The organism is Pontibacter cellulosilyticus, from assembly GCF_014306105.1.
Lineage (GTDB): Bacteria > Bacteroidota > Bacteroidia > Cytophagales > Hymenobacteraceae > Pontibacter > Pontibacter cellulosilyticus.
The window spans coordinates 80,451-93,963 of record NZ_JACRVF010000002.1 but is presented as its reverse complement, the minus strand read 5'-3'; the positions used below and the strand labels follow the sequence as shown (position 1 = coordinate 93,963).

The window sequence follows — 13,513 nt, the reverse complement described above, 5'->3', positions numbered from 1 at the left end:
GCCATGGGTGCAGAGCCACAAGTATTACAAAAGTATAAAGTAGCCACACGTAGCAGCCACCGTACTTCCAAGCTGCTTACCCACCACATGGACTGGGTAACCATACTACTATACTCCCTGCTGGTAGCCTTAGGCTGGATGAACATCTATGCTGCGGTATACAGCCCTGACAACATTGTAAACATTATGAGCTTTGATATCAACTCTGGCAAACAGCTGGTTTGGATCGGAGCTTCACTGATTCTGATCATCGTGTTGCTGGTGGTGGATTATAAAGTGTACGAACACCTGGCCTACCCTATTTATGGGGGCATCATACTCCTGCTACTCGTTACGTTGGTTATTGCCAAACCAATTGCCGGCTCAAGATCTTGGTTGGAGTTGGGCGGTGGCATACGTTTGCAGCCTGCCGAGTTAGCCAAGTTTGCCACGGCTCTGGCTGTTTCTAAATACCTGAGTACCGTAAATCTGCGCCAGCAAAAGTTCAAGGACCAGATGGTGCTTGCAGCCATTACGTTTCTGCCTCCGGTAATTATCATCCTTCAGAACGAAACGGGATCAGCGTTGGTGTTTGGCGCATTTATACTTGCTTTCTTCCGTGAGGGCATGTCGCCGCTTATACTTATAATCGGTGGCTCTGCTGCAGCAATATTTATACTTACGCTTTTAGTGCCAAAGCTGTACCTGATCATCGGTATTGCCCTGCTAATGGGTTTGGCTGTGTGGTTAGATTATCGTCTAATGCGTCGTCTTAAAACAATGATTGCTATGTTTTTGCTGGTAGTGGGCATGATCTTTAGCGTGGACTACTTTGTAAACAATATCCTGCAACCGCACCAGCAAAACCGTATAAAGGCGCTAATTAACCCTGAGGCAGACCCACTAGGTTATGGTTGGAACGTAACGCAGTCTAAGATCGCGATCGGGTCCGGAGGTTTCTGGGGCAAAGGCTTTCTGGAGGGTACACAGACTAAGTTTGACTTCGTGCCGGAGCAAAGCACTGACTTTATTTTCTGTACCATCGGAGAAGAGCACGGATGGATTGGCAGCACTGTTTTAATTGCTCTCTTTGTGTTTCTGCTAATAAGAATTGTTGCCATTGCCGAGCGGCAGCGCACCGTGTTTGGGCGCACCTACGGCTACTGCGTGGCCTCTATTATCTTCTTCCACTTCCTGGTAAATGTAGGCATGACAATCGGTTTAGCGCCTGTAGTAGGTATTCCGTTGCCATTCTTTAGTTACGGAGGTTCTTCGCTGTGGTCGTTTACCATCCTGCTGTTTATACTTATTGCACTGGACGCAAACCGTGCCAAGGACCTGACCAGGTAAGTCTAGCCTATGGCGCAGATGCTTTATTGGCCTGCGACACAGAAAGACCGTCAACTATAGCAGGCTCTGATTCTACCTCCTCTGTTGCAACAACTGTAGCCGGCACAGCCTGCTGCTCTGGCACCAGTGTTTTGCCGTTGTACCAAGCCTGCAACTTCTTTTTGAAGGCTCTGGAGGTACTGTGCTCTATGTTGCGATTAATAAAGGTTGCCAGCAAAGTAATACCCACGAAAATCACAGCGACTAACGCTATATGTACATATAAATTCTCCGTTGCAAATAATCTCCGGAATGTTAGGCCAATCTCCTGGTGCAGCAGGTAGAACGGGTATGAGATCTCTCCCATAAAAAGCATCCATTTATACTTTTGCAGAAAAGCCAGCTTACCTAAAACCAACAAAGTAAACAAGGCAAAGAAACTGCAGATCACAGCGATTTCTATACTATGGTTAAAGTAAGGCAGGTAGCTACCGTAGCCATACATTAACGCGATACCGAGGCAAAGTACAAGTCCTGCAGCATGTGTTAATTTTATCTTCTGATCCAGGTAGATATGATAGAAGATAATACCCGCCACAAACAGGTTGAAGTACTTAACCACCGCCTCTATATTATTTTGAAGCCCGCTCGATTCAGGATTTAGGAATAAGCCACCTAATCCAAGCAAAAGCATCCCCCCTGCCCATAGTTTTACGCGATGGATCATACCTAACATCAGGGCAGCAAACACGATCACATAAAAGACCAGCTCCTCCGTTAAACTCCAGTAGGCACCATCCACATTCTTCTCGCCCAGAAAAGCTTGGAACATGGTTAGGTTGTAAGCAAGCTGCTTAAAAGTTACATCTCCTCTCCCAACGTATAAAACCGCAAATGTAAGAAACAGGCACACCCAGTAAGTTGGATATAACCTAGAGAAGCGGGCAATTACGAAATCGGATGGGTTTTTAACGCTTTTGGCGGTAAGAAAAATAACAAAGCCTGAAATAATGAAAAACAGGTGAACTCCCAAGTAACCGTAATCGAACAACTGGAAATGGAAAAGGAAGACAGCAAAAGCGGCCAGGCCGCGAAGGGCGTCGAGTTCTTTTATTCTCATAATAAATGTAACATCTTAAAATGGCAGCACCATGAGGGCCGGTAAGCCCTGCTGCCGATAAGCTAAACTTTAAGTTCTGCTTGTGAGATAAAAGGGTATACCCAGTATGGGTAAATTTGTTACTATTCCGGGGTATTTAATTATGAAGCACCTGCGGCTTAAAGAGATGAAAAAACACAAAATAGGAAGAGCTAGTATAACTGATTCTTTAGTTGAGGTTTTAGAACTGCGACATATCCTACACCATTAGAAATAACACCTAATTAGAAGGCTTTCTAACTAAGCCCTAAGCATTATCTACATATAAATTAATAGGCAAGGAGAAAACTTGAGTACAAACGGTTGGCCTAGAGAAAAAAGGAATTGCTGCTGCAATTTTACTAATATATCACTTCCAAACTGTTCCATTAGCAAAGCGGAAAAATAAAGGCAAAAACCTATGTATCATTATTATAAGGAGTAAACATAAAGAAAATATTCCTATTGGTCTCATCCACCCTAGAGAATAATCGCCAATAAAAAAGTGGAGATTCGTGTGTCTGCTACCAATTAAAATCGGATGATATAAGTAAATCAAAAGGGAATAATTCCTCCCCCACCTTGTTAATATATTATCTTTAATTTTAATGATTGCCATTGACAAGCAAAATATGGAGAAAGAGAATAAAAAGGTCCCTATTAGAATATCGTGACTTACAGGATCTAGGCCAAATTGTATCTGAAGATAAAATGTTTCCGCTATTTGAATACCAAGCCCTAACAAAGCTAATAAGGCTGCAACAGGCCAAGATATGGTACCAGTTATCTTATTTCTGGCGCAAAGAAAGCCTATAAGAAGAAAAGGAACAGCGGCCAAGTGTCTTGCAAATCTTATATCCAAGCCACTTAAACCTAGAATACTTGCATAAGAACCTGTGGCCAATATTAGTAACACAAAGGATACAATAATGCATATCAAAGTTATCTGTTTGAGTTGCTGCTCTAAGATAAACCACATTGTCAGATACCCAAATATCATAGATCCTATAAACCACAAATGAAAATAATTACCTGCTGTTAATGCATATAAAGAGAGGGTAGAGGACAAGGGATAACCTATGTACAGATTAATGAAAAAATATATGATAGTGGCGCTAATGAAGACACCTATAAGGTTCTTAAGTCTCTTAGACAAAGCTTTTTCAGGATAAGACCTATAATCTTGCTCAAAAAAGTAACCACTAATAAGGAAAAAGAAGGGAACAGCCCATCGGGTACTAATCTTTAAAAAAAGGTAAAATAGGGGCGGAAAATCAGTCGAATCAATAGTATGTAAAACAACGATCGCTATTGCTCCTAAAAAGCGAAATACATCTACAGAGTAATTCCTAATTTTATCTCCTAGTTGTACCACATTGGAGATTGGAGCAGCAAGAACAACTTCTTTCATTACATTATAAAATCAATTTTAGCATAATTTTTCGTATCAAAAATAAAAAATACCCAACAGTGTTCTACTAGTAATAGTAGTTTTACTTTTCCACAGTTCTATACCCATCACCATTCTCTATAGTATTGAAAACTAAGCTATGTCAGCTCCTAAGCACTACAAAGTTAATAATGAAAGCTTTATTCAATTAGTGAAAATTGTATGCGTAAGTAGCCTTTACAGACTGCATATTTGAGTTGTCTATACAGCTGAAAACAGAACGCATTCCATAATATGTTATTCAGACAGGCTCAAAACTCTTTAGTAATATATTACAAACCATAAAGGATAATACAGTATAAAATATTAAGTAAAGAAAAGTTTTATCAAATAATCAGAAAAAAGTAAAAATTATTGTAGAAGATGCTAAAAGAACAACAATTGAAGGGTAGCCCCTAACAAAGGGTTAAACAATTTACTTTTGATATAAAAGAAGCTGAATATAATCACAGAGCAGGACTATATCATATTATATTAATTTTTTGTTAGTATGTCAACCATAAAACAATAAAGCGCTGTAAGATTACTCCCTACAGCGCTTTATGCATTATAATCAGTACCAGGAGCGGGAATCGAACCCGCACGAGCTTGCGCTCACAAGATTTTAAGTCTTGCGTGTCTACCAGTTCCACCATCCCGGCAACCCTCCGGAGCGTTTTCCGAAGTAGTTCTTGCAAAAAACAAAGACGTTGTTTTAGACAACGTCTTCTGCCGATATTTTGCTGAGCGGGAGACGGGATTCGAACCCGCGGCCTCGACCTTGGCAAGGTCGCGCTCTACCAACTGAGCTACTCCCGCTTTTGTTATTACCAAACCGCCGTAGTGATTTAGTGATGCAAAGATATAGACAAAATCTGACTTGTCAATAGGCTGCTGTAAATTTTTCCAGCAATTTCAGCTTTGCAGCTGATTTTCAGGCAGAAAATTTTAAATATTTCTTGAGTTGCCTGCTGCAACACCTTTTAAACGTAAGAGAAGACATCAGAAGTATAAACATACTACCTACAGCCTATACTAAAAAATCTATCTAAACGCCTCCTGCGCCTTATCCTGCATCAACAGCTTTAACTCATTCAACTTCAGCAATGCCTCTACCGGCGTAATCGTATTAATATCCAGCTGCTCTATCAGTTCTTTAGCACGCTCTAGCTGCGGATTGCTTGGCTCGAACATACTTAACTGAAAGTTGTTTTTTGGAGCGGTTTTCATGCGTTGCTTCGGTGCGTGCTCCGATACTTTCTCCTTCTCCAGGTGGTGCATGATCTCATCGGCGCGCAGTACCACGCTGTTTGGCATACCGGCCATTTGGGCTACGTGTATACCAAAGCTGTGCTCGCTTCCGCCTGCCACCAGTTTACGCATAAACAATATCTTCCCTCCTGCTTCTCTTACAGAAACATTGTAGTTCTTTACTCTCGGAAAATCTTCGGCCAGTTGGTTAAGCTCGTGGTAGTGCGTGGCAAAAAGCGTTTTAGCCTTAAACTTCGGATGATTGTGCAGGTGTTCTACAATAGCCCAGGCAATGGAGATACCATCGTAGGTACTCGTGCCACGGCCAATCTCATCCATCAGCACCAGGCTACGATCCGAGAGGTTGTTCAGTATACTTGCCGTTTCCGTCATCTCCACCATAAACGTAGATTCACCTTTAGACAGGTTGTCCGACGCACCCACGCGGGTAAAGATCTTATCGATGATGCCTATACTTGCCGCCTCGGCAGGCACAAAACATCCTATCTGTGCCATCAGCACGATAAGAGCCGTCTGGCGCAGCAAGGCACTTTTACCGGCCATGTTCGGACCGGTAATGATGATCACCTGCTGCTCTTCGTTATCCAGGAAAATATCGTTAGGTACGTATGCCTCCCCTAGCGGCAACTGCTTCTCGATAACCGGGTGCCGACCTTTCTTAATGTCAAGCACATGACTGTCACTTACATCCGGCTTCACGTAATTACTGGCCAGGGCTATACTGGCAAAAGAGCTCAGGCAGTCGATTACGCCGATTACTTTGGCATTTTGCTGTACCTGCGCCACGTAATCCAGCGCGTGCAGCACCAGCTCATTATACAGGCCAAACTCTATACTATAGATGCGGTCTTCTGCATTAAGAATCTTCTCTTCATAAGTTTTCAGCTCTTCGGTAATGTAACGTTCCGCATTTACCAATGTCTGCTTGCGTATCCAGGAGGCAGGCACTTTGTCTTTGTGAGCATTACTTACCTCCAGGTAGTAACCGAATACTTTATTATAGGCAATTTTGAGTGAGCTGATGCCTGTATTCTTGATTTCACGCTGCTGCACCTGCGCCAAGTAATCTTTACCAGAGAAGGCAATAGCACGCAATTCATCCAGCTCTGCATGAACGCCATCGTTGATCATGTTGCCCTGATTGGTCAGCATCGGCGGCTCCGGCTTCAGCACGTTCTTTATCTCTTCGCGCAGGCCATCGCAGGGTGCCAGTTGAACAGCCAATTTCTGTAATGCTGGAATATCACTTAAAGCCAGCGCTTTTTGAATCGGCACAATAGCATCCAGGGCTTTGGATAGCTGTACCAGCTCGCGAGGGTTAACTCTGCGCACCGCCACTTTCGAGATCAGGCGCTCCAGGTCGTTTATCTGCTTCAGGTGCTGCGTTAGCTCCTGCAGCAGGTCCTGGTGCTTGGTAAGCGCTTCTACCGTATCCAGTCGGCGACGAATCTGTGCTACATCCTTCAGCGGCAGCACAACCCACTTCTTCAGCAGGCGGGCACCCATTGGTGTTACCGTCTGGTCCAGCACCTGTATCAGCGGTACACCCTCCTGGTGCTGCGGAAAGATCAGCTCCAGGTTGCGCACCGTAAACCGATCCAGCCAAACATATTTGTCCTCCTCTAATCTGGAAATAGTGGAAATGTGGCTGATCTCGTTATGGTGCGTTTCGGCAAGGTAATGAAGTATGGCTCCTGCCGAGATAATGCCCTCGGCCATACCTTCAATGCCAAACCCCTTTAGCGAGGCAGTACCAAACTGGCGGGTAAGATTATCATAGGCGTAATCATACTTAAACACCCACTCATCAAGCGCATAGTATCTGAAGTCGGGACCGTAGCTTTCGGTAAAGGTTTCTTTCTCGCGCTTACAGAATAGCACTTCAGATGGGGCCAGACTTTGCAGCAGTTTGCCAATGTAGTTTTTATCGCCCTGCGCCGTAATAAACTCACCTGTAGAAACATCCAGGAAAGACACCCCTGTTTCGGTTTTGCCGAAGTGCACTGCCGCCAAATAGTTGTTGCTGCGGCGCTCCAGCACTTGATCGTTGAAAGACACACCCGGTGTTACCAGCTCTGTAACGCCGCGCTTTACAATGCCTTTTACCGTTTTCGGGTCTTCTAACTGGTCGCAGATGGCCACGCGCTCACCGGCTCGTACCAGCTTGGGCAGGTATGTGTCGAGGGAGTGATGCGGGAAACCGGCCAGCGCTGTTTCTGATGTAGAGCCAGCTCCGCGTTTTGTCAGTACGATGTCTAAGATCTTACTGGCCTTAATAGCGTCTTCGCCAAAGGTTTCGTAAAAATCGCCTACTCTAAATAGCAGTAGCGCCCCCGGATGTTTCGCCTTGATAGCGTTGTACTGCTTCATCAAAGGGGTTACTGTGCCTTCTCCTTTCATACTGTATGTACTAATTATGAATTCTGAATTATGAATTAAGAATGGTTTACCCATCCCTAACCTTCCTAAAATGGAATTTATACTATACTGCTCTTTGTACTTCCCGTCCGCTGCAATTATACTTCCAGATCGCCTATCCAAAAGCGTTTCGGAGCAAACCCGGAAGACCTTACCTGAACTGAGCATCTATCAAGTTAGCCATTTAACTATCAAGAATCAGTAATCTATTTGGCTTTTGCCAAAATCAGCCTGACCTTTGTGAGATAGCCGGCAAATGTCTTTTGTCAAAACAACTTTTGTCCTGAAAAAATGCGCAAACTTTCGATGGATGACCTCAATCGCGACTCGGTTGAAGAATTCAAAAATAAGAAAAAAATACCGTTAGTCTTGGTGCTAGACAATGTTCGTAGCCTGAATAATGTAGGATCAGTGTTTCGTACCGCCGATGCCTTTATGGCCGAGAAAGTGTACCTCTGCGGCATTACCGGCACTCCACCCCACCGCGATATTGAAAAAACTGCCTTGGGAGCAACAGAGTCTGTGGAGTGGGAGCATGTACCGGATACTTTAGAGCTGATAAAGCGCCTGCAGGCCGATGGCTATAAAGTTTGCTCAGTAGAGCAGGCCGAGAACAGCACCATGTTAAACGACTTTAACCCGGAGCCGGGGCAGCATTACGCTTTTGTGCTGGGCAACGAAGTGTTTGGTGTGGAGCAGGAGGTAGTAAGCATTTCTGATGTGGTGCTGGAGATACCCCAGTTTGGCACGAAGCATTCGCTTAACATCTCAGTGGCTACCGGCGTGGTAGTATGGGATTTCCTGAGTAAAACCCTGGCCCAGCAGGCCTAACAAATGCCATTAATAAAGTATAAATCAGTATAACCGGTTTGGTGCTAACAGCAACTGCCGGTTACACTTGCCCCTTCTAAACAAGTACAGCTACTACCTGTTGCTGTCATAGCTGCTATGGCGGAACAACAGATGAGTTTTCCACAGCGTTAAACCCTGCCGACTTTTTATAGTCCTGTATATAAGCCATTTGCAAAAACACTTGTATACTGGAGGCTTTTTAAAAGCCTTAGCTGCTACAAATCAATGTTTAAACCGCTATTGGCGAATCAATTTTAAGCGACCTACTTAACTATGAATAAATACTTATTACCGATAGTACTCTTTGTCATTACCTTAATAACTGCGCCTCCACTTTCTGCACAACAGGTACTTTCCAGCACTACCCGCGGAAAAGTAAGCGGAAAACTAATCGAGGCTGACACTAAAAAGCCTATAGGCTTTGCGAATGTAGTACTGCTTACTGCAAAAGACTCCAGCCTGGTAACAGGCGCCACCACCGATATTGAGGGCGTATTTATATTGGAGCGTATTCCTAACGGCAGGTTTATACTTCGTGCTTCTATGGTGGGTTATCCAACAAAGTATATTCCTAACATTAACATAAACGCGCAGCAGCCGGAGACAAAGCTGGGCAACATTACACTTAGCGCAGCCTCTACCAAACTGGCAGAGGTAGAAGTAGTGGCCGAGAAGCAGCTGGTGGATTTCGAACTTGACAAGCGGGTGGTAAATGTGAGCCAGGACATCAACGCAGAAAGCGGTTCAGTAGCCGAGGTGATGCAGAACCTACCTTCTGTTACCGTTGATATTGATGGCAACGTGAGTATGCGCGGCAGCTCCAACGTAACTATACTTATAGACGGTAAGCGCTCTGCCCTCTCCAACCTGACGCTGGACCAGATACCGGCCAACCTGATCGAAAGTATAGAACTGATCACCAACCCATCGTCAAAGTATAACCCGGAGGGTACATCGGGCATCATTAACCTGGTACTTAAAAAGGAAAGAAAACCCGGCTTTAACGGCAACGCCTCGGTAACGGCCGGTACTTACGACAACTACAATACGTCGCTTTTCCTGAACTACAGGTATAACAAATGGTCGCTTAACACGGGTTATGATTTCAGGCAACGCACCCGCCCTGGCTTCAGCGACAGCTTTACAGAGAACTTCTACTACGACAGAGAAACAGGCTTGTTAGACAGCACCAGTTTCCGCATACAAGACGGGGAGCGCGACAGCAAAGACATTTCTCACAACTTCCGTTTTGGAGCTGATTATTACCTAACACCTAAGCACACGCTTTCGGCATCAGGTGTTTACCGGTTTGGCAAAGACACCGGCAACAGCAGTATATTTTACCGCTTTCTAGATGAGGACCGCCTGCTAACCAGCACCAGCACCCGCAGCACCGACGAAGTAGAAGATGAAAAAGCCATGGACATTACCCTGGGCTATCGACAGACCTTCGAAAAGAAGGGCCAGGAGCTAACGGCAGATGTGGTTTACAACACCAACGTAGACGATGAGATCAGCAACTTTAGAGAGACAGGCGGCCTGGCCGGGCAATTTGCAGAGGTGCAACAAACGCTGGTTGATGATGCCAACAGAGAAGTAATAGCAAAGGCAGACTACGTACATCCCATTTCAGAAGACAGCCGCTTTGAAGCCGGTTTCAGAAGTTCTTTTGAGCGCCTCGACGAGGACTCCCGCTTCTTTGACCAAAACAATGAATCCGGACAACTGGAGTACAACAGCAACCAGAGCAACCACTTTGTGTTTGACCAATACATCTACTCGCTGTACAGCAACTACAGCAACAAGTATAAATCCATCAGCTATCAGGTGGGCGTGCGGGCAGAGCAAACAGTAACCAAATCAGATCAACGCACGCAGAACATTAAGAACGACAACAGCTACTTCAGCCTCTTCCCGACAGTGTTTGTAACCAAGGATTTTAACCCGGATAATAAACTGCAGTTCAGCTACAGCCGCCGCATTAACAGGCCGCGCAGCCGTTTCCTGAACCCTTTTGTTGATAGATCAGACAGGTTTAACACCCGTTTTGGCAACCCGAACCTAAAGCCGGAATTTGTGAACTCGCTGGAGCTGGGGTACCTGCGGTACTGGGGCACTGCCTCTATAAACGCAACACTGTTCTATCGCCATACTTTGGATGAAATTGAGCGCTTCAGAAGACCGGTTGAAATTATTGTAGACGGGGAAGCTGTACCTGCCAACGAAACAACCTTCCTAAATATCTCAGACAACAGATCCTACGGTGCAGAGCTTGGCTTTAATTATCCGGCTACGAAGTGGTGGAGCCTGAACGGCAGCGCATCAGCTTTCAGAACGCAGCTAAGTACCACACAAGGCGACACAGAATTGAGCAATGCCCAGTTCAGCTGGAACTCTAAACTTACCTCTACCGTGACTGTTTGGGAAGACCTGGATATTCAGATTTCTGGCTTCTACCGCGCCCCTACAGCCGATATCCAGGGGCGGATGGAGCAGATGTTCAGTACCGACCTGGCTATGAAGAAGGATGTGCTGAAGAAAAACGCTACGGTCTCCTTGCGTATATCAGATGTGTTTAACACCCGCCAATATAACTTCCTGAGCTTTGGTCCTGGTTTTAGAACAGAGTCTGAGAACCGCCGCCAGAGCCGTATTATTTACCTGGGCTTTACTTACCGCCTGAACAGCGACGACAACAACCGCAACCGCCGTGAGCGCAACAACGAAGGTGGCGGCATGGATGAAGACGAATTTTAATACTTTCCTGTTTTCTATTTAAAGGAGTCGGGCAACTTGCCTGGCTCCTTTTTTATGCAAACATCTGCAGAAGATTTCAGACCAATTCATAAGTGTTTCATTCCAGTCTCTTCTTCAAACTGATGACACATTTTACAAAATCACTCCAACCACATATAAGCTTACAAAGTATAAAGCAATTGCTTAAATTACCGTACTTGCTGTTGCACCTATACACCGCTTATACTTCGCCATGACCCAACAAGCCATTTCTCAGCGTTACCCCATCATCGATCTGCATTGTGACCTGCTGGTATACTTAACCGATGTGCCCGGCTCCAGGATTGACAACGTGCTGGAGATTGGCTGTGCACTGCCAGCTTTAACCGAGGGGAATGTTAAGTTACAGGTAATGGCTATTTACTCGGCTACGGCACCCGGCAGCACCGGGTATGCAGCCCTGCAGCGCGACATGTTCGAACTACTGGCCCGAGACCCTACAAATAACCTGCACAACATCACAACACCAGAACAGCTGCAACAGGTCATACAGGAGCCCGGCAGCATCGGCATGGTGGCGGCCGTAGAGAACGCCTCTGGCTTTTGCGAGGAGAACGAGCCACTGGAGGAGGGCTTCAAAAAGCTGGAGAAGATCATCGAGGCCTGCGGACGCATACTCTACATCAGCATGACGCACAACGATGCAAACCGTTTTGGCGGCGGCAATTTCTCCGACAAAGGCATTACCCGCGACGGCCAAATGCTGATAGACTACATGCACGGCCGCCAGATTGCCATAGACCTGGCCCATACCAGCGATGCCCTTGCCTTTGACATCCTTACTCATATTGACAAAGAGCGGCTGGATGTGCCTGTAATTGCCAGTCACTCCAACTTCAGGGCGGTGTGGGACCAGCGCAGGAACCTGCCTGACGAACTGGTGCAGGAGGTAATCCGAAGAAACGGGCTGATTGGCATGAATTTTCTTCGCGCTTTCCTGAACACCGAAGACCCCGAATTCCTGATCAACCACATCCTGTATGGTCTTGATAAAGGGGCGCAGGATGCCATATGCTTTGGGGCCGACTACTTCTATTTTGCCGATCACCCAGACCCAGCACGCTTTCCGTTTTACTACAAAGAGCACGAGCAGGCAGGCACCAGCTACAACTTTATACTTGACAGGCTAAAAAACACCTTACCACAGGAGCAGCTGGCGAAGCTGGCTTATCGCAACGCGCAGCAGTTTATAGAGCGCATCTGGCAGATTAAGTAGAAGCAATAGCTCGGCTTAACCTTTGTCGGCACTGATTTACCTTCAGCTGCTCTTCCTGTACTTTTAAGGTATAAATTCGCCTCTTCACTAAAAATATACTCCATCGCACTCAGCAAAATCTACCGAATTTGCACCAAACATCCCTTTACAGGAAACCAAACTATCTGTAAAGAGTACAATAAAATACATAGCTATATGGTTAATCTATATAAGTTGGATAGTGTAGAGAGATTATAGTTGAATTTTATTCTTGTAGTATTTGCACTCAAGCCCCACTGTTGTAGCAGTAGCCCAAATTATATATAGAAAAATCGCCATAAGGATTTATTCTCCGTATACGCACTAACCATACCTGTACAAACACGTACAGGCAGCTTAACAGACGTTGTACTCAATAAGGGCCAGCCTATGGACGCACAGGAATATTCGCCGATTTACGTACAGATTAATGAATTGTACATCGACACCGTTGTGATAGACGACACGGAGTTTATCACGCTGTGGTGCTTTACTGTGCTGGATGACGAGTACAAATTTATCTACATGGGCTGCGATTTCACGCAGTTTAACCAGATGCTGATCGCCGCCGGCGACAAAGGCAAGGAGATTGCCCTGCACATGGCCGATGTTTTGAACAAGCCTTACGACACACCTACTATTATCCCGATAAAAGAGCAGTTTGATGAGTACCTCGAGCTAACCGGCCACGACATTATTGTATATGAGCCGATGGCTGTGGAAGATGACTTCGAGGATTTTGAGGACGAAGACGAGATGGATATCGAGCAGTTCTTTAACAGTCGCCAGAACAAGACGCAGCAGCGCTACCTCATTTACCAATTAGACAAGCTGTACCCATCTAAAGTGTTTGAGCCTAAAAAAGCCTCACAGGAAGAATTGGCAGAGTGCTTTGAAGACGATTCGCTGGAGATGGCCCAACTATACTACGACTACCTGAACGCCATCGAAAACGGCTACTCTGACTGCGAAGCCCGCCAGGTGGCAGGCCTGGAGCGCGACCTGTTCTTTAGAATGGCACGCAAAGCCTCCGAGCTCTGGAGAAACGATATCTAACAAGTATAAT

The 13,513-nt window shown here is 45.5% G+C and carries 8 protein-coding genes and 2 tRNA genes; 5 read left to right on the top strand and 5 right to left on the bottom strand.

All coding sequences use genetic code 11. The annotated features are described in order from the left end of the window. Positions 1-3 precede the first annotated feature (3 nt). The gene (rodA, locus tag H8S84_RS08000; RefSeq protein WP_187066811.1) at positions 4-1,329 is read left to right on the top strand and encodes a rod shape-determining protein RodA; all 1,326 of its coding nucleotides are present in this window, start codon (positions 4-6) and stop codon (positions 1,327-1,329) included. 7 nt (positions 1,330-1,336) lie between these two features. Here rodA and H8S84_RS07995 read toward each other — a convergent pair whose 3' ends face one another. The 5 genes from H8S84_RS07995 to mutS form a co-directional block, all read right to left on the bottom strand. Beyond that, on the bottom strand, positions 1,337-2,428 hold the full coding sequence (locus tag H8S84_RS07995; protein ID WP_187066810.1) for an acyltransferase family protein: 1,092 nt from the start codon (positions 2,426-2,428) through the stop codon (positions 1,337-1,339). Between the two features lie 388 nt (positions 2,429-2,816). Next, the gene (locus tag H8S84_RS07990) at positions 2,817-3,857 is read right to left on the bottom strand and encodes an acyltransferase family protein (RefSeq protein WP_187066809.1); all 1,041 of its coding nucleotides are present in this window, start codon (positions 3,855-3,857) and stop codon (positions 2,817-2,819) included. 596 nt (positions 3,858-4,453) lie between these two features. Then, a tRNA-Leu gene (locus H8S84_RS07985) sits at positions 4,454-4,537 on the bottom strand. An 84-nt stretch (positions 4,538-4,621) separates the two neighbouring features. Next, positions 4,622-4,694, bottom strand: a tRNA-Gly gene (locus H8S84_RS07980). Between the two features lie 225 nt (positions 4,695-4,919). Next, a complete protein-coding gene (gene mutS, locus H8S84_RS07975) occupies positions 4,920-7,547 on the bottom strand; it encodes a DNA mismatch repair protein MutS (RefSeq protein ID WP_187066808.1) in 2,628 nt (875 codons plus the stop codon). Between the two features lie 324 nt (positions 7,548-7,871). Here mutS and H8S84_RS07970 point away from each other — a divergent pair, with 324 nt between their 5' ends. The 4 genes from H8S84_RS07970 to H8S84_RS07955 all read left to right on the top strand — a co-directional run bounded on the left by H8S84_RS07970 (position 7,872) and on the right by H8S84_RS07955 (position 13,503). Then, a complete protein-coding gene (locus H8S84_RS07970; protein WP_230407108.1) occupies positions 7,872-8,396 on the top strand; it encodes an RNA methyltransferase in 525 nt (174 codons plus the stop codon). A gap of 294 nt (positions 8,397-8,690) precedes the next feature. Next, entirely contained in the window at positions 8,691-11,174 is a 2,484-nt protein-coding gene (locus H8S84_RS07965; protein WP_187066806.1) for an outer membrane beta-barrel family protein, read from the top strand. A 232-nt stretch (positions 11,175-11,406) separates the two neighbouring features. Further along, positions 11,407-12,429, top strand: coding sequence for a dipeptidase (locus H8S84_RS07960; protein WP_187066805.1), 1,023 nt, complete (start codon positions 11,407-11,409; stop codon positions 12,427-12,429). 408 nt (positions 12,430-12,837) lie between these two features. Then, positions 12,838-13,503: a hypothetical protein gene (locus H8S84_RS07955; protein WP_187066804.1), complete on the top strand. Its 666-nt coding sequence runs from the start codon at positions 12,838-12,840 to the stop codon at positions 13,501-13,503. The last annotated feature ends 10 nt before the right edge of the window (positions 13,504-13,513 follow it).